The 17559-nt window shown below is 64.1% G+C and carries 16 protein-coding genes; 8 read left to right on the forward strand and 8 right to left on the reverse strand.

Going from position 1 to position 17559, the window contains the following annotated elements; genetic code table 11:
- Positions 1-258: 258 nt before the first annotated feature.
- The gene (gene pdeM / locus CMN27_RS11540) at positions 259-942 is read left to right on the forward strand and encodes a ligase-associated DNA damage response endonuclease PdeM (RefSeq protein ID WP_293626586.1); all 684 of its coding nucleotides are present in this window, start codon (positions 259-261) and stop codon (positions 940-942) included.
- Positions 943-970: 28 nt separating this feature from the next.
- Here pdeM and CMN27_RS11545 read toward each other — a convergent pair whose 3' ends face one another.
- Positions 971-1657 (reverse strand): DUF2057 family protein, encoded by a 687-nt coding sequence (locus CMN27_RS11545; RefSeq protein ID WP_293626588.1) that lies wholly within the window; start codon positions 1655-1657, stop codon positions 971-973.
- 176 nt (positions 1658-1833) lie between these two features.
- Between CMN27_RS11545 and djlA the strand changes: the two genes are divergently transcribed.
- A complete protein-coding gene (gene djlA / locus CMN27_RS11550; protein ID WP_293626590.1) occupies positions 1834-2631 on the forward strand; it encodes a co-chaperone DjlA in 798 nt (265 codons plus the stop codon).
- Between the two features lie 27 nt (positions 2632-2658).
- On the opposite strand, the gene CMN27_RS11555 is transcribed toward djlA, so the two are convergent.
- Entirely contained in the window at positions 2659-3552 is an 894-nt protein-coding gene (locus CMN27_RS11555) for a LysR substrate-binding domain-containing protein (protein ID WP_293626592.1), read from the reverse strand.
- A 196-nt stretch (positions 3553-3748) separates the two neighbouring features.
- On the opposite strand from CMN27_RS11555, the gene wrbA reads away from it, so the two are divergent.
- The 5 genes from wrbA (at position 3749) to dctP (ending at position 9205) form a co-directional block, all read left to right on the forward strand.
- The gene (wrbA, locus tag CMN27_RS11560) at positions 3749-4351 is read left to right on the forward strand and encodes an NAD(P)H:quinone oxidoreductase (protein WP_293626593.1); all 603 of its coding nucleotides are present in this window, start codon (positions 3749-3751) and stop codon (positions 4349-4351) included.
- A 42-nt stretch (positions 4352-4393) separates the two neighbouring features.
- Positions 4394-4990, forward strand: coding sequence for a nitroreductase family protein (locus CMN27_RS11565; protein ID WP_293626594.1), 597 nt, complete (start codon positions 4394-4396; stop codon positions 4988-4990).
- 113 nt (positions 4991-5103) lie between these two features.
- Positions 5104-7107, forward strand: coding sequence for a choline BCCT transporter BetT (gene betT / locus CMN27_RS11570; RefSeq protein ID WP_293626596.1), 2004 nt, complete (start codon positions 5104-5106; stop codon positions 7105-7107).
- 189 nt (positions 7108-7296) lie between these two features.
- The gene (locus CMN27_RS11575; RefSeq protein ID WP_293626598.1) at positions 7297-7911 is read left to right on the forward strand and encodes a rhomboid family intramembrane serine protease; all 615 of its coding nucleotides are present in this window, start codon (positions 7297-7299) and stop codon (positions 7909-7911) included.
- A gap of 202 nt (positions 7912-8113) precedes the next feature.
- Entirely contained in the window at positions 8114-9205 is a 1092-nt protein-coding gene (dctP, locus tag CMN27_RS11580) for a TRAP transporter substrate-binding protein DctP (RefSeq protein ID WP_293626600.1), read from the forward strand.
- 824 nt (positions 9206-10029) lie between these two features.
- On the opposite strand, the gene CMN27_RS11585 is transcribed toward dctP, so the two are convergent.
- From CMN27_RS11585 to CMN27_RS11595, 3 genes are all read right to left on the reverse strand, one after another.
- The gene (locus CMN27_RS11585) at positions 10030-11406 is read right to left on the reverse strand and encodes a TRAP transporter large permease subunit (protein WP_366515452.1); all 1377 of its coding nucleotides are present in this window, start codon (positions 11404-11406) and stop codon (positions 10030-10032) included.
- A gap of 40 nt (positions 11407-11446) precedes the next feature.
- Positions 11447-12019 carry a TRAP transporter small permease subunit gene (locus CMN27_RS11590; protein WP_293626604.1) on the reverse strand — a complete coding sequence of 191 codons (573 nt, stop codon included), beginning with the start codon at positions 12017-12019 and terminating at the stop codon, positions 11447-11449.
- A 190-nt stretch (positions 12020-12209) separates the two neighbouring features.
- Positions 12210-14954, reverse strand: coding sequence for a penicillin acylase family protein (locus CMN27_RS11595; RefSeq protein ID WP_293626606.1), 2745 nt, complete (start codon positions 14952-14954; stop codon positions 12210-12212).
- 233 nt (positions 14955-15187) lie between these two features.
- Here CMN27_RS11595 and CMN27_RS11600 point away from each other — a divergent pair, with 233 nt between their 5' ends.
- On the forward strand, positions 15188-15688 hold the full coding sequence (locus CMN27_RS11600) for a hypothetical protein (RefSeq protein ID WP_293626608.1): 501 nt from the start codon (positions 15188-15190) through the stop codon (positions 15686-15688).
- Between the two features lie 178 nt (positions 15689-15866).
- On the opposite strand, the gene CMN27_RS11605 is transcribed toward CMN27_RS11600, so the two are convergent.
- Genes CMN27_RS11605 through CMN27_RS11615 form a run of 3 tightly spaced genes read right to left on the reverse strand, consistent with a single transcriptional unit; the run spans position 15867 to position 17556 of the window.
- Positions 15867-16751 carry an energy transducer TonB gene (locus tag CMN27_RS11605; RefSeq protein ID WP_293626609.1) on the reverse strand — a complete coding sequence of 295 codons (885 nt, stop codon included), beginning with the start codon at positions 16749-16751 and terminating at the stop codon, positions 15867-15869.
- Entirely contained in the window at positions 16748-17149 is a 402-nt protein-coding gene (locus CMN27_RS11610) for a biopolymer transporter ExbD (RefSeq protein ID WP_293626611.1), read from the reverse strand. Before CMN27_RS11610 ends, CMN27_RS11605 begins: the two co-directional genes overlap by 4 nt.
- Entirely contained in the window at positions 17146-17556 is a 411-nt protein-coding gene (locus CMN27_RS11615; protein ID WP_293626612.1) for a biopolymer transporter ExbD, read from the reverse strand. The genes CMN27_RS11610 and CMN27_RS11615 overlap by 4 nt, the downstream gene beginning before the upstream one ends.
- Between the last annotated feature and the right edge of the window lie 3 nt (positions 17557-17559).

The following is a 17559-nucleotide window of genomic DNA, read 5'->3' on the forward strand; positions in this document are numbered from 1 at the left end:
CCTTATACGCACCTTCCCGTCGATCTACCCCCGCTTATTTGCGTATCTTCGCGTTCATTTGCGGACACTTCCGTGCCTGAGCGCAGCCAATGCTTCTCATCGAAAGCGTTTTTATCTGCGTGAATCTGCGTCGATCTGCGGACAAGAAGATCTTCGCGGCCCCAGCTTTTGCTGGCGCGATTCGCGGGCAAAAGGCTTGCTTGCGCACAGCCGATATCATGGCGTCTTTCGTCGGTATGTGTGGACTGTTGAAACGCCATGTCGCTAAGCGCTGAAAGCCCGCGCGCAACCCGTCAGGTCGAGCTGGAACTGGCCGACGAGCGGCTGTGTCTGCGCGGCGATCACAGCCTGTTCTGGCCGGCCCGTTCGACGTTGTTCGTGGCCGATACCCATTTCGGCAAAGCCGGCGTGTTCCGCAAACAGGGGCTGGGCGTGCCCAGCGGCACCACCGATGCCGATCTGGCGCGACTGGGCACGGCGCTGGCCGAAACTCAGGCGCAGCGGCTTGTCGTGCTGGGGGATTTCGTACATGCGCCGCCGACGGCGGATACCCCGTGGCTGGCTCGTTTTGCCGCCTGGCGCGCGCAACATGCGCAGGTCGAAATGATCGTGACCCGCGGCAACCACGATCGCGGCGAGCGGCTGCCTATCGACTGTGACCTGCGTTGGCATGCCGGCAGCCTGTTCGATACGCCTTTCGTGCTACGCCACGAACCCGAGGCGGACGCGCGCGGGCCCGTGCTCGCCGGCCATGTTCACCCGGTGGTTCATCTGGGCGCGGGCCGCGAACGGCTGCGCGTGCCCGTGTTCTGGCGCCATGCCGACGGCTTGATGCTGCCGGCGTTCTGCAGCTTTGCCGGCGGCCAGCGTATTTCGCCGGCCGCGGGTGATCGCGTATTCGTCGTGGGCGACGGCGAGGTGGTCGAGGCGGCGATCGGGTAATCGCCGCCAATCGGCTGCTTCGACCCCATCACTGGGCGCCGTTTTGCTTGCGCCACGCCTCGAAGCGATCGCGTTCGGCCTGGCTGGCGTTGTTCCACCAGTACTTGAGCATCTGCAGCGACTGCGGCGGGGCGTTCTCCGGCGCCGGCTGCGGTGCGTCGCTGCTGGCGGACGGGGTCTTGCCCACCGGCGCGAACACGGTATTGCCGCGGCGGATGGTGTCGATTTCGGGTTCGGCCACGGCCACGTCGCCGCTGACGGTATCGCCGCTGGCGCGGTTTTCGATGGCCAGCGTCGGGTTGGCCGCAAAAGCCTCGCCCGCGCTGGGCGTGGTCGGCCGGTCGCCCGTTACTGCGTACTGGCTGTTCGCGCGGGCGGTGAAACTGACGGTGATGGGCTCGGAAAGCACGCGGGCATAGTCGTCGGTACGGTCTTCGTTGTTCTCGATCAGATCGAAATACCGCAGCACGAGTTCGTGCTCGCCGGGGGCGAGTCGCAGGGTCTGGTCGCGGCCGTCGAAGGTATAGAAGTTCTCGCGCAGCACGGTGCCGTCGATGGCCTGTACCTGGAACTGGTAAGGCACGAACAGCTCGGCGCTGGCCGCGCCGGCCTGCGTGCCGGTATCCAGCTGGCGTACGCCGGCACAGCCGGCCAGGGCGATCAGCGCGGCCATCAGGCCGGTGCCGAGAATGAAACGAGTAGCGAAACGCGACATGAAGCAAGTCCCCGGCGCTCGTGAATGCAATGGGTGATCGAAGCCGCGGTGCGCGGCCGATGCACACCTTGTGCCGTGAATATGACATTGCGATGACAACTACATGACGACAAGGGCCGCCGCCTTCGGCCGGGACGTCTGAGCACATTGCGTGCGCTGCAGGTAGAATCACGCCCATGCTTATCGCAATGATCATCGGTGCCGTCATCGGCGGCGCCATTCTGGGTTTTCCGGGCGTACTGCTGGGCGGCGTTCTGGGTTTCGCGGGCGCACAGATGCTGGCGATGACCCTGCTAAAGGGCGCGCTGGGCACCATACGCGCACAGTTTCTGGATTCCACGTTCGCCGTCATGGGCGCGCTGTGCAAGGCCGATGGCCAGGTCACCCGCGACGAGATTCGCGTGGCCGAGGATCTGTTCGCCAAGCTGCGGCTCAACGACGAGCAGAAGGCCCAGGCGCGGGCGTCGTTCAATCGCGGCAAGGCCGACGATTTCGACCTCGACGGCGAGGTCGCACGCTTTCGCAAGGTCGCGCGCGGCCAGCGGGCGCTGCACCAGATGTTTCTGCAGGTGCAGATTGCCGCGATCGCGGCCGACGGCAAGGTCAGCAACGCCGAGCACGACATGCTCATGCGCGTGGCCCGTGCGCTGGGGCTGTCGGAAATGGAAATCCGCCAGCTCGAGGCCATGCTCTCCGGCGGCGGGCCGGGGCGCGCCTCGGGCGACGGCATGGGCTCGAAGGCCGGCGTCGACCCCAAAGAGCAGCTCGAGCAGGCCTATGCCGTGCTCGGCGTGGATTCCTCGGCCAGTGATAGCGAAGTCAAGAAAGCCTATCGCCGCCAGATGAGCCAGAACCACCCGGATAAGCTCGCGGCCAAGGGCATGCCCGAAAGCATGCGCGAGATGGCCGAGGAGAAAACCCGCGAGATCGGTGCGGCCTACGAGCGTATCTGCGAAGCACGCGGCATCAACTGATCGACAGCGGTATCGGGCCGACCGCGCCTACCGCGGTAACGACAGCCGGTCGATGAACCACTTCAGTGCCCGCCCGCCGGCGCTGCTTTTCCAGAGCAGATAGCTCGGGTGGGGCTCGCGCGGGATCGCCAGTTCGCAGGCGACCAGCCGGCCTTGGCGCAACATCTCGTGCACCCAGCCGCGCGGGCAGTGGCCCACCCCGAGCCCTTGTTCGATGGCTTCTATCTTGCTGTGCATGCTGGCGACGGTCAGGCGCGGCTGGCCGTCCAGCAGCCCGGCGCTGCGCGGTGCCAGCGTACGCGCGCTGTCGGCGACCACCACGGCCCGATGCATACGCAGCGCATCGTCGGCGAGCGGCTGGCCGTGGGCGGCGAGCGGATGATCGGGCGCGCAGCAGAACACGAAATCCACCGACTTGAACGGCGCACGCTGAATGCCGGTCTTGGTCGGTGGGTCGGCCACACCAATGGCCAGATCGACGCGGTCTTCGATGAGCGCCTCCCAGGTGCCGCCGAGTATTTCTTCACGAATGCGGACATCGATCGCCGGATGGGCGCGGTGGAAGTCGGCGAGCACCGGCCAGAGTTCGGCGGGGGCGATCAGGCCGTTGAGCGCCAGGCGCAGTTCCGGCTCCCAGTTGTCGGCCAGCCGCTGCGCGGCCGCCCCCAGTTCGCGGCTGGCGGTGAGAATACGCCGGCCTTCCTCGAGTAGAAGCTGGCCGGCCGGGGTGAGGACGGCGCGATGCCCGCTTCGGTCGAACACGGTCAGTCCGAGATCTGTTTCAAGCTGGCTGATCGTGTACGAGATGGCCGACGGCACGCGATACAGCGATGCAGCCGCCGCGGCGAAGCTGCCGTAACGGTCGATCGCATCCAGTGCCTCCAGGGCCTCGAGCCGAACCGGCGAACCTTGAGCGCTCACGAATGGCGATATTGGTCAGAAAATTTGAACGAGTATGCCAAAAGGCTTCGCTTTCTTCGCGCGCGGCCGGGCTTTATGTTGAACGCAGTCAATCCAAGCCGTGTAGCGGTGGCTTCGGCCATGACCGGCGCGCCTGCAACGAAGGCGGCCACGGGCAACCGATACGGCATGTATACGGTCCAACAAGGAGTTCGTGATGAAAAAGGTCCTGGTTCTCTATTACTCGATGTACGGCCATATCGAGACGCTGGCCAACGCGGTCGTCGAAGGCGCGAAGAGCGTCGACGGTGTCGAGGTCACCCTCAAGCGGGTGCCCGAAACCATGAGCGACGAGGCACTGGAAGCCGCGGGCGCCAAGCGGGATCAATCGGCGCCGGTGGCCGAGCCGGGCGAAATCGCCGACTACGACGCCATCGTGTTCGGCAGCCCGACGCGTTTCGGCAACATGGCCGGCCAGATGCGGACCTTTCTCGATCAGACCGGCGGTCTGTGGGCCAACGGCAAGCTGGTGAACAAGTTCGGCAGTGTGTTCACCTCCAGCGCCACCGGTGCCGGTAATGAAACCACGATCACCTCGTTCTGGAACACCCTGGCCCATCACGGCATGTTGATCGTGCCTGTGGACTACGCGGGCGCACAGGAGCTGTTCGATATTTCCGAACTGCGCGGCGGCTCGCCCTACGGTGCCTCGACCTATGCCGGCGGCGACGGCTCGCGCCAGCCCAGCGACAAGGAGCTTTCGATCGCCCGCTATCAGGGCGAAAAAGTGGCCCGGCTGGCCACGGCGCTGAGCCTCTGACACAGTCGCGACATACGCCGACACAATCGCAAGGATAGGGGCATGACCAAGAACGCAGCGACCGACCACAGCATCCACAACACGCTTGCCGTGCGCTGGAGCCCCTATGCCTTCAGCGACAAGCCGGTACCCGTACAGGATCTGGCCAGCGTGTTCGAGGCCGCGCGCTGGGCGGCCTCTTCCTACAACGAGCAGCCCTGGCGCTATATCGTAGGGGTAAAGAGCGAGGGCGACACCCACGCACGCATTCTCGAATGCCTGGTGGAAGGCAATCGCGCCTGGGCCCAGAACGCGCCGGTACTGGCGCTGGGTGTGGTGGTGCGAACGTTTACCCGCACCGGCGAGCCGAACAAGGCGGCCGAACATGATCTGGGCCTGGCCTCGGCCAACCTGGTGATCGAGGCTACGACGCGCAAGCTGTTCGTGCATCAGATGATCGGGCTCGACCCGGATGCGGCGCGCACCGCTTTCGATATCCCCGATCACGCCGAGGCGTTCACCGCCCTGGCGATCGGTTATCGCGAGACCTCGGCGCACATGAATCAGGCGCTTATCGAGCGCGATACCAAGCCCCGGGAGCGTCGTGCGCTGAGCGAATTCGTGTTCACGAACCGCTTCGGCAACCCCGCCGGATTGTAGGCGTCATCAGTATTTGTGCCGATTTTTGAGTGACTTTCGTTCTGCTCAAGCTGTCGTTAATGAACGACAGTCGTGTTATACGTAGGGGAGGGAATCCACGGTAATAGAAGCGCATGAGCGATAGCGAACAACCTACAAAGGCGGGTATCAATCCGCCTGTATTCTTTCCATCGGTGGCGGTAATCGCCGTACTCGTCGTATTCGGCGCAGCCTTTCCGGACAAGGCCAACGCTTTCTTCAGCGGGATGCAGACCTGGCTGATCGATACGTTCGGCTGGCTCTATCTGGGCGCCGTCGGGGTCTACCTGGTTTTTTGTATCATCCTGGCGTTGTCGCGCTTCGGGCAGTTCCGCCTGGGCCCCGACCATAGCGAACCGGACTTCAGCTATGTGTCCTGGTTCGCGATGCTGTTCTCCGCGGGCATGGGCATCGGCCTGATGTTCTACGGCGTGGCCGAACCGGTCATGCACTACACGAACCCCCCGCAAGGCACCGCCGAGACGGCCGAGGCTGCGCGTTCGGCCATGCGCATCACCTTCTTCCACTGGGGTGTGCACGCCTGGGCGATCTACGCGGTCGTGGGTCTGTGTCTGGCCTACTTCAGCTTCCGCCGCGATCTGCCGCTGCGCATGAGTTCGGCGCTGTACCCGCTGATCGGAAAGCGCATCTACGGCCCCATCGGTCACACGATCGACGTGCTGGCGGTCTTCGGCACGCTGTTCGGCGTGGCCACCTCGCTGGGTTTTGGCGCACAGCAGGTCAACTCCGGCCTGAACTTCCTGTTCGACGTGCCGGAAGGTCTGACCACGCAGATCGTTCTCATCTCCATCATCACCGCCCTGGCCACGACGTCGGTCGTGCTCGGCCTGGATGGCGGCATCCGTCGCGTGTCCGAGCTCAACCTGTGGCTGGCCGCTGCCCTGCTGGCGTTCGTGATCGTGATGGGGCCGACGCTGTTCATCTTCCAGTCCTTCATCCAGAACATCGGCAACTACATGTCCTCGGTCGTGGACATGACCTTCAATTCCTGGGTGTATACGGGTAACGAGGGAACCCAGAGCTTCATGAGCGGCTGGACGCTGTTCTACTGGGCCTGGTGGATTTCCTGGTCGCCGTTCGTGGGCATGTTCGTGGCGCGCGTTTCGCGTGGCCGCACGATCCGTGAGTTCGTGCTCGGCGTGCTGATCGTGCCGGTCGGTGCCACCTTCCTGTGGCTGACCGCCTTCGGCAACGGCGCGCTGCACATGATCATGGTCGACGGCATGAGCACGATCCTTGACGCCGTCAGCGAGAATACGTCGACCGCGCTGTTCGTCTTCCTCGAACAGTTCCCGTTCACCTGGCTGACGTCGATTCTCGGCACCCTGCTGGTGGTGACCTTCTTCGTGACCTCGTCGGACTCCGGTTCGCTGGTCATCGATATCCTCACCGCCAAGGACGGCGACGAGCCGCCGGTATGGCAGCGCGTGTTCTGGGCCGTGCTGGAAGGCGTGGTCGCCATCGTGCTGTTGGCCGCGGGCGGTATCGGCGCGCTGCAGGCGGCATCGCTGGCGTCGGCACTGCCGATCACCATCATGCTGCTCGTGATGGCCTACTGTCTGTACCGTTCGCTGAGTGTCGAGCTGGTCAAGCAGGACAGCCTGCGTCATGCGATGAACACGCCCTCCAACGTCGCCGGCTTCGGTGGCGGCAGCTGGCAGAATCGTCTTCAGACGCTGGTGAGTTCGCCGCGGCGCAAGCAGGTGGACGACTTCCTGACCAACGTGGTCAAGCCGGCCATGGAAGCCGTGTCCAAGCAGTTCGAGGAAAGCGGCATGAGCACGAAGATCAGCGTCGAGGACGACCGCTGTTATCTGGACGTCGACCACGGCGCCGAGATCGACTTCGTCTATGGCGTGCGCGCACGCCGCTTCACCGCGCCCACGTTCTACATGGGCGCGCTGACCCGTCGCGAAGAGCAGCAGAAGGCCAAGGAACGCGAGCACTTCCGTGCCGAGGTCTTCCTGCGCGAGGGCGGTCAGCAGTACAACGTCGTGGGCTATACGAAGGACCAGCTCATCGGCGATATCCTCGACCAGTACGAGAAGCATCTGCACTTCCTGTACCTGTTGCGGTAAACGCTCGCCCGAGCGTGTAACGACCCGGCGCTGCCTCGTGCAGCGCCGGGTTTTTTATGCCAGTGAAGCCATCGTGGCCCGTGCCGTGCGGGCGTAAAAGACGATGCGTTATGCTTGGCGGGTTTCATTCCCAGCCGAGCTTGCCTGCCGATGCGACAGGACCCGTTTGCCGTTTCCAGCGTGCCGCCGATGATCAAATGGCTCTTGATCGCGAACGGGCTGGGTTTTCTGTTCCAGATGTATGGTCCGGGCCTGTTCGTGCAGCAGCTCGCTCTCTGGCCGTTTGGAAGCTACCCGGTGCCACCGTCGATGGGCGGAGGCACGGTCGGCTTCCAGATCTGGCAACTGCTCACCTATGGTTTTCTGCACGGCGGGTTCGGCCATCTGTTCTTCAACATGTTCGGCCTGTGGATGTTCGGCCGCGTGGTCGAACAGGTCTGGGGCGGCCAGCGCTTTCTGATCTATTACCTCGTCTGTGTCGTTGGCGCCGGCCTCACCCAGGTATTGACGCTGGCCCTGATGTCGCCCGGCCAGGCTGTGCCCACGGTGGGCGCGTCCGGCGGCTTGTTCGGCGTGCTGCTGGCCTTCGGCATGATGTTTCCGAATGCCCGGGTGATGCTGCTCATCCCGCCGATTCCGATGACCGCGAAATGGCTGGTGATCGGCTACGGCGCAATGGAGCTGTTCTTCGGCGTGACCGGCACCCAGGCCGGGGTCGCGCATTTCGCGCATCTGGGCGGCATGGCCTTCGGCTTCGGGTTGATTACATACTGGCGCAAGCAGGGCAACGGCCCGCGCATCTGAGTTAGCGCTCGCTGTAGGTATGGGCCGTCGCCGCGAGCGGATCAACCGTTGGTCGACTTTCCGCGGCCGGCGTTTTGCGGCAATCTGGTCTATCAGCGGTTTTGCCTGACCGTGCAACGCGGTACGGGCCGGACATAACGAATTCATAAGCGAAAAATACGGCCGGCTCGCCTCATGTGCAGCGGCCGGATAAAGGGGAGCCATGAGCATCAAACGTCGTCAGTTTCTTACCGGCGCGGCCGGCGCTGTTGCGGCCGCGAGTACCGTCTTCTCGCCGATGACGATCGCGCGCAACAAGAAGTATCGCCTGGGTATGGTCACCTCCTGGCCGTCCTCGATCGATACGCTCTACGGTACGGCCGAGTACATCGGCCGCTCTATCGAATACGCCACCGATGGCGATGTAGAGGTCGAGGTGTTCGCGGCCGGCGAACAGGTCGGCGGGCTGGAAGTCTTCGATGCCGTTTCCAGTGGCGCCTTCGCCATGGGGCATACGGCCTCGTACTACTACATCGGCCAGGACCCCACCCATGCCTTTTTCACCTCCATGCCGTTCGGTCTGACCGGCCAGCAGCAGAACGCCTGGATCGAGGAAGGCGGCGGTGGCGATCTCTGGAACGAGCTCAACGCGCGCAGCAATATGGTCGCCTTTCTGGCCGGCAACACGGGCGGCCAGACCGGCGGCTGGTTCAACAAGGAAATCAATTCTCCGGCCGATCTTAAGGGCCTGAAAATGCGTTTCCCCGGCGTAGGCGGCCAGGTCATGGCCCGGGCCGGCGTGAATATCCAGAACCTGCCGGGCGGCCAGGTTTATTTCGCCCTCGAGCGCGGCGTGATCGACGCGGCCGACTGGGTCAGCCCCTACGACGACGAGATCCTGCAGCTGCACAAGGCGGCCAAGTACTACTACATGCCCAGCTGGGCCGAGCCCGGGGCCACCCTGGGCCTGTACGTCAACAACGACATCTTCAAGGATCTGCCCAAGGATATCCGCGAGACGATCCCGGTGGCCGCCAAGGCCGCCAACGAGCGTATGTTCGCTCAGTACATGGCCCGCAACGGGCCGGCGCTCAAGCGCCTGATCGCCGGCGGGGCGCAGGTGCGCACCTTCCCCTCCGAGGTGCTCGACGTGCTCAAGGGCTATACCGACGAGATCCAGAAGGAGCACGCCGACAAGAACAAGCTCTATGCCAAGGTCTACGATCAGTGGCAGGGCTTTCGCGACGAGGTGCGGGCCTGGACCGACGTCAGCGAGTACAACTTCCTGCGCTATATCAACGACGATCTGGCCTAGCTGGACTTAAGCCCGGCCGACGGAAAGCCGCGCCGCCCGCCGGGCCGCGCGGCTTTTTTAATGCGCGGGCCTACTGTCTGGCTTGCTGAGGCGCGTTCGAAGAAAGACGGTCCGCAAATGAACGCGAATGCACGCGAATAAGACGGAGGTTCCCGCCCTGAGCGATACGCCAATCGCGTCGGCAGCCGGGTAAGCGCCTGCCGCGCGCTTTTTTATTTGCGTTAATGGGCGTTCATTTGCGGACTGTTTTTCATCCGCGGGCTGCGCAGATGGTTTAATCGATTTGTTCGCACCTTGGAATTACGAGCTTTTCGGTCGAATCGGTGCAATCGGCGTAATCTGTGGATTGCTTCAGGCAACAAAGTCTTCGCGTGGCCGAAGGCGAAGATGAGTCCGCAAATGAACGCGAATGCACGCGAATAAGACGGAGGTTCCCGCCCTGAGCGATACGCCAACCGCGTGGGCAGCCGGGTAAGCGCCTGCCAAACACTTTTTTATTTGCGGTTATTGGCGTTCATTCGCGGACTGTTTTTCATCCGCAGACTGCGTAGATGGTTTAATCGATTTGTTCGCACCTTGGAATTACGAGCTTTTCGATCGAATCGGTGCAATCGGCGTAATCTGTGGATTGCTTCAGGGAACAAAGTCTTCGCGTAGCAGAAGGCAAAGATGAGTCCGCAATAAACGCGAATGCACGCGAATAAGACGAAGGTTTCCGCGCCCAGCGATACGCCAACCGCGTGGGCGGCCAGGTAAGGGTCCGGCAACCGCATTTCTATTGGCGTTTACTTGCGGACTGTTTTCCGCCGGGCTCGCGTTGTCGCCTACTGCACCGCGTTGCTGAGCTGCGGCAGCCAGAGCACGAGCTGGGGGAACAGCCAGAGCAGGATCAGCGCGAACAGCTGCAGGCCGATGAAGGGCACCACGCCGCGATAGATATCCACGGTACGAATGCCCGGCGGCGCCACGCCCTTGAGATAGAACAGTGCAAAGCCGAACGGCGGGGTGAGAAACGACGCCTGCAGATTGACCGCGATGAGCACGGCGAACCAGAGCGGGTCGATGCCCAGCTGGATGGCAATCGGGGTGATCACCGGCACGACGATGAAGCTGATCTCGATGAAGTCCACGAAAAAGCCCAGCACGAAGATCGTGAGCATCGTGAAGAACAGGAATGCCAGCGCACCGCCGGGCAGGTCGAGCAGGATTTCTTCCACCAGCTGCGGGCCGCCGAGCGAGGCGAAGACCATGGTGAAGGCCGTCGCGCCGAGCAGGATGATGAACACCATCGCGGTGAGCTTGACGGTCTGATCCATCACCGCGCTCAGGCTTTCCCAGTTCAGGCGGCGATTGATCAGGGCCAGCAGGCTCGCGCCCAGTGCGCCCATGGCACCGGCCTCGGTCGGCGTGGCGATACCGGCGAAGATGGTGCCCAGCACGATGAGAATCAGCGCCAGCGGCGGCGTCATCATGCCCAGTACCCGCAGCATCAGCCGGCGCGGGCTGATATCGCGTTCGCTGGCCGGCAGCGCCGGGGCCCGCTCGGGGTGGCGTATCGCCACATAGACGATCCAGAGCACGAACAGCCCGGCCAGCATAAGCCCGGGGATGAGCGCGCCCAGGAACAGATCGCCGATGGACACCCGCATCTGGTCGCCGAGAATGATCAGCACGATGCTCGGCGGCACGATCTGGCCGAGGGTGCCGGAGGCCGCGACCGTGCCGGAGGCCAGGCCCTTGTCGTAGTTGTACTTGAGCATCACCGGCAGGGCGAGCACGCCCATGGTGACCACCGAGGCACCGACGACGCCGGTCGAAGCCGCCAGCAGGGTGCCGACCACCACCACCGAGATCGCCAGCCCGCCGCGTACGCGCCCGAACAGCAGGCCCATCGTCTGCAGCAGGTCGGAGGCCAGACGCGATTTTTCCAGCATCACGCCCATGAACACGAAGAACGGCACGGCGACCAGTTCGTAGTTGTCCATGATGTTGCCGAAGATACGCCCCGGCAGGATGTTGAGCCGGGCCATGCGAAACGCCGGCTCCCAGGGCAGGGCAATGCCCATATCCGGCAGCATGTCGCTGCCGATCAGCGTGAACAGCACGGCCGTGCCGCCCAGCGTGAAGGCCACGGGGTAGCCGATCAGCAGCAGGCCGATCGCGGTCGCGAACATCCAGAGAGCGAGATAATCCACGGTCAGCAGAGCCTGTTGTCGGGGTATGCGCGCATGCAGGGCTGGCCTAGAGGCCCTCGGTTTCCTGGGTGGCGCGATGGGCTTCGTTTTCGGCGAAGCCGGGTTCGCGGGCCAGATAGGCGATGTTCTTGATCAGCTCGCTTACGCCTTGAAGGATGAGCATCGCAAAGGCCACGAGCATGACGGTCTTGATCGGGTAGCGGGCCAGCCCGCCCGGGTTGGGGCTTTGTTCCATTACTGCCCAGGAGCGCTCTACATAGCCCAGGCAGAAATACAGGCCGAAGATGCAGAACGGCACCAGAAAGAACAGCGTGCCGAATATATCGATCCAAGCTCGCGCGCGCGGGCCCAGGCGGCTGTAGACGATATCCACGCGCACATGGCCGTCAACGCGCAGCAGATAGGCCGCGCCCAGCAGAAAGATCAGATCGAAGGCATAGGTCTGCAGCTCGAGATAGACGTTCGCCGAAAGCTGTACGCCCAGATACTGGCCCAGATAGCGGGTGATCACGTTATAGGCGCCGAGCAGCACCATGGCGATGGTTAGCCACCACATCAGGCGGCCAACGAAGGTGGAAAAGCCGTCGATCGCGCGTGCCACGCCCAGCAGAATGTTCATGTTGTCTCCTCGGCCGTCGTTCTATTGCGACGACTCACGCGCGCATACAAGGCGGCGATTCTAGCCGACCGCGCGGCAATAGCCCAAGCCATGGGCCGCATCATGGGGCGAAGGCGTCGGGATACGCTCGGCAGAAAGAAAAAAGCCCGGCGTGCAGACGCACGCCGGGCCGTTCGGGCACGGGCAAAGCCTAGCGCGTCGCGGTCGTGGCCTCGATGGTTTCCGATTCAAGATTCGGATCGGCGGCAATATCGGCTTGGCGATAGAGCAGCTTGCGGTAGTTCTTGTTCGAATACCGCTGATCCTGGTCCTCGAAATGGTCGGAGCCGGCATCGTCCGACTGGCTGTAGCTGATCAGCCCATAGCCTTCCGGGCCGTTGTCGCCGAAGCTCAGGCCGAAGTGCCAGCTGGTGCCGTAGCCGATCAACCAGCCCTCGTTGGGCGTGCTCGACAGATCGCCCGTATTGGCCAGCGTATCGGCAGGGGCGACACGCGGATAGCGGGTGCCGTCCTCCACCGCGTTGACGTCGGGACGCACGATATTGAAGCCGCCTTCGAGATTCTGGTTGCCGTGCCATTCGATCGGGCTGCCCGAGGGGGCGGGCGTGCCGTTCGGCCGCGTGCCGGCCGATTGCTGCACGCGCTGGACATCGCCCAGGCGTGCGTCATACGCGATATTCCCCTGATCGAGCCGGTCCAGTCCACGCGCCAGCGAGGCCAGCATCGGGTCCTGGGCGGGGTTGCTCGGTGCGGCGTTGGGCGTGCTCGGCGTGGTGGCCGGGTTGGCCGGGTCGAAGGCCACCGAGAACTGGGCCGGATAGCTGGGGTCGTAGTCCGCCATGAACACGCGGAACACATGGGCGCCGGTGCTGTTCACGTCGTAGACGCCGTCCCAGTTCGCCAACGCAGCACAGCCCGCGGCAACCGAGCGGCTGCCCGAGCCGGTGTTGATTGCCGTGTCGCCCGCGTTCGTACAGCGGGTGCGCAGTTCGTCGAGCAGGGTTTCGGCGTAGTAGGCGCGGTTGGAATACAGGGCCTTGATGATCTCCTCTCCGGTGAACTTGCCGTCGCTGCCGGCCGGAGCCACCGTCGAGCGGCCGGGGTCGGTCGGGTTTTCCAGCATCTTCAGGCCCATGCGCGTACGCGGCGAGAGAATGCTGTTGGTCTTGCCATAAAGCGGCGAAAAGCCGGTCAGGAAAGCGTCCGGATTGGTTGCCCAGTAGCTGTCGTTGGAGTTCTGGACATAGTCGCGGCGCTCGAGCTTGGGCGCGCCGGCATAGGGCACCCGCCCGTCGCAGTCGCCCTCGATCCAGTCATTGAGCGAACGGCTGCCGTCGAGCAGGGTCACGCCGGCGTCGAACAGCCCGGCGACCACCGGGTTCACCGTCGCCCGTGCCTGAAACGCCTGCAGCGCACCCTGGGAAAGCTGCGGTACCGACGTGCCATCGATATAGAAGGCCTGGCCGGAGTCGTCGGCATACATGGTGTTTACCCACAGCACGCTCCCGCAGGCCTGGAAGGGCTGTTTGAACTGGGCGAGGTTCGACGCCCGGCCCATGTTCAGCCACTGGTCGACCACCTGGCGGGCGGTTTCAGTATTGGCATCGCGATAGGTCAGGGCCGATGCACGGCCGGCGAACTGGCCGCCCCAGGCCGGCAGGTTCTCGTTGATCACGTTACCGGCCAGCATTGGGCCGTATTCCGAGAAATAGAACTCGCGTTGCAGCGTGGTGGGCGTGGGCGAGCCATTGGCCACCTGGATCGACAGCGTCTTCGACTCGATCTTCTTCGGCTCGCCGTCCTTGATATAGGTCATCCCGCTGGAATCGCTCGGATCCAGGGTTAGATCGTAGAGGGTGAAATGTTGGGCGGTGGATACGGTATGCGTCCAGGCAATGTTCTCGTTGAAGCCGATCAGCGGAATCACGATGCCGATCAGGCCGGCGCCGTTGACGTTGTAGACGCCCGGCACGGTGAGCTGCATCTGATACAGCCGGCGGTTGCCGGTGTAGGGGAAATGCGGGTTCGCGAGCAGTGCGCCCTTGCCGTTTTCGGTCATTTCCGAGCCGATGCCCCAGCCGTTGCTGGCCATGCCGCGATCATTGAAGTCGGTCTTGGCGCCAATCGATTCCGGCGTGGCGGCACGCGCGAACTGGGCAAGCGCCTTGGCATTGAAGACATCAGCTGACGCCGGATCGGCTTGGGCGAACGACGATGAAGTCTGGGCGGTCGCACCTGCCTGCGCCACGGGTGTCGGCGCCGGGTTGGTGTTGGGTGGCACGGCCAGGAAAATGGGCCCGCCGGTGAACTGATCGCCGCTCGCATAGAGAGCTACCAGCTGATAGTAGGCATAGACATCCGTGGCCGAGATCGGCCGTACCCAGGGTCCGCTGTTGCACTTGGCGGGCAGGTTCTGCCGGCCCGTGTCGTTCAGGTACTTGTTATAGCCGGCCGCGAAACCGCGCAGCATGGCCTGGCCCGGGGCCGAAAGCTCGTCGAACTCGTCCTGCGCCTTTTCCAGAAGGCCCAGGGCCTTGTAGCTGAAGTCGGTGATGACGTTCACGCCGATCGGCAGCTGCGGGCTGAGGTTCTCGCCCGGACCGTAATACATCGCCCGCTCGCCGCGAGCGCGCACGATCGAATCCGCGATGATGCAGATATTGTCGCGCGCTTGGACATAACCGGAGCCGAAGGCGGCCGATTCCAGGTTGTCGGCGGTGATATGCGGCACGCCGCCCGTGGTGGTCTGAACCGTGGCCGAGAGCTGGCCGTCGGGCGCGTTGATCTGGCTGTCGCTCAGCGAGCTGGGCCCGGTGTCGCGGTTATTGCTGCGGTCGTCATCGCTGCCATCGGAGGAGCAGCCGATCAGGCCCGCTCCCAGACACAGCGAAACGGTGGCGGCGACCAGCGGCCGCTTCCAATCGAATGTTTTCATGGTTTCCCCTCGCATTATCGATTTTGTTTATCACGCGGGCCGAAGCCTGGGCGGCGCTACAAGCGACGCGCTGAACGGTCGTTCGGCAGTCGCTCGATCATAGCTCGCCGGTTCGCGTTTTGCACGGCCCAAAATCGCGGGCGACGTTCGTTTTAGCCCTGCCATGACATGGCCGCTTGAAATATCCGTAAACGTTTGCGTCCAATGGGACAAAACCGCGCTATATTCAGGCTATGAAACCGAAATTACTCTCGATCGTTCTCTGCAGCGCGCTGCTGGCCGCCTGTGCCAGCGGCCCGGCCTATCGCGCCGCGCCCACCGCCGATAGCTATGGCTATCGCGATACGCAGCTCACCGCCGATCGCTATCGCGTGAGTTTCTCCGGCGATTACGGCACGGCCCGTGAAACGGTCGAGAATTTCGCCCTGTTCCGGGCCGCGAATGTGGCCGTCGAGCACGGCGCGACGCGTTTTCGTATCGTCTCTCGCGATACATCGCCGGTGACCAGCAACTACGGCGGCGGGCCGAGCACGAGCATCGGTTACGGCTGGGGCTACCCGGCCTGGGGCACGAGCATCGGCTATTCGACGGGCGGCTCAAGCCGTACCCGCTATGAAACGGTGCTGGAAATCCAGCTGGGCGCCGAAGTGCCCGAACAGGGCGCCGAGGTCTACGACGCGAACGAGCTCAAGCGCAATCTCTCGGCGGCGGTCGCAGCCGGCGAGCAGCGCTAGCCAGACCGGTCGATCGGGCAGGCCACTGTGTCGCTCCCGGCTCGACGCTCGCCGACCGCGTGCGCGGTGAACGGCACGATTAAGCTGCGGCCGCGAATAGCCCGGCGCTGAATGTCGGCAAATCCGGCGAGCGTTGCCGGCTTTGGCGTCGCCGGATGAACGCCACCGTCCACAGCGCTCAGCGCAGCTGAAACCGTACAGGTACCGTCAGGGCCAGACGCTGCATGGGCACGCTGTCCGGCAGGGCCGGCAAGGGGTCCGCCTTGCGGATCATCTCGCGTACCGCTTCATCCAGCAGCTCGTGTCCCGAGCTCTGGCGTATCTCCCAGTCCAGCACGTGGCCGTTTCGATCCATGACGAAATAGAGGGTCACGGTGCCTTCCTGTCGCAGCCGCCGCGCGCGACGCGGATAGTCCTTGTAGCGCTGCAGCCAGGCGCCGAGTTCGGCGCGATAGTCCGGCGGCGTGTCCGATACGCTGCCGGTCGTGCCCTGCTGGGTGGTCTGCGCAGTCTGCGGTGCCTGGGCCGGGGCGTTGGTCCGATCCTGGCCGCCGGCCGCCTCGGCGTTCGCGTCCCGGCGTGCGCTGCTGCTGGCCGTGCGCGATTCGGGCTCGCTGCGACGTTCCGGCTTGGGCTGCGGTCGCGGTTCGGGCTTGGGCTGCGGTTTGGGCTCGGGCTTGGGCGCCGGTTTCGGTTCGGGTTTGGGCTGGGGCTTGGGTTTGGGCTCCGGTACCGGCGTCGGCTCGGGCTGGGGCTCCGGCTCAGGTTCGGGGGCCGGCTCAGGTTCTGGCTCCGGCTCCGGCTCCGGCTCCGGCTCCGGTTCCGGTTCCGGTTCGGGCTTCGCCTCCGGCTCGGGCGTGTCGTCCTGTTCCACTGCATCGGCGGCGACCTGCTCGGGCTGGGGTTCGCCCTGAGTCGGGGCAAGCGCAATGCGTACGCCGGCCGCGCCCGTGTTCGCGCTGGTGACGGTGTCGTCCAGCTGAAAGCGGATGAACAGCGCAGCATGGGCGGCGATGGCGATCGCGAGCACGATCACCCAGTGATGCAGGCCGATGCGTTTCATGGGTCCTTGTGCTGGGTCAGCAGGTTGACTTCGGCGATGCCGGCGCTGCGCAGGGTGGCGAACAGCCCGCTCAGGGCATCCGCTTTCAGGCCGCCGTCGGCACGAATCTGCAGCGGCTTGTCATCGGGCCAGTCGGCCAGCGCATCGGGCAGTGCTTCGCGCTCGATCGGCTTGCCGCCGAAGGCCAGACGCCCATCGGCGGCCACCGCCAGTACCTGGTTTTCCAGCTGGGTGGATTGCTCCGTATCGGCGGTGGCGGGCGGCGTGAGTTCGAACGGCGGGTTTTGTGCCAGAACCCCGGCGAGCATGAAAAAGATCAGCAGCAGGAAAACGATGTTGATCAGCGGCAGCACGTTTTCTTCGGTGGAACGCGGGCGCTTGGGCGGTGCAACGATCATGGTGCCTCCGCCTTGGCGCCGGTGGCCAGCGACATGGGCGCAACCCCCGCGCCGGAAAGCGCATCGAGCGCGCCGACGGTGACATCGAGCGTGGCTTCGGCCTCGGGCTGCACGATCACGGCCGACACGTCGCCGGCCTCGATGGCGGCGTTCAGGCGCTGTGCGAGCGAACGCGTATCGCGGCTGGCGCTGCCGTTGTAGTGCAGGGTACCGTCGGCATCGACTCGTACCACGGCCGGCGGTGTATCACCGGGCGCGGCTTCGCTGGTGCCGGTCGCCAGGGTGATGGGCCGCCAGTCGGTGAAGCTCGTGGCCAGCATGAAGAACACGAGCAGGATGAACACCACGTCGATCAACGGCGTGAGGCTGATCGAATGGGTGCGCCGCTCGAGTGTTTCGATATGCATGGC

Origin of the sequence: Salinisphaera sp., assembly GCF_002729955.1 — a bacterium.
Taxonomy (GTDB): Bacteria; Pseudomonadota; Gammaproteobacteria; order Nevskiales; family Salinisphaeraceae; genus Salinisphaera.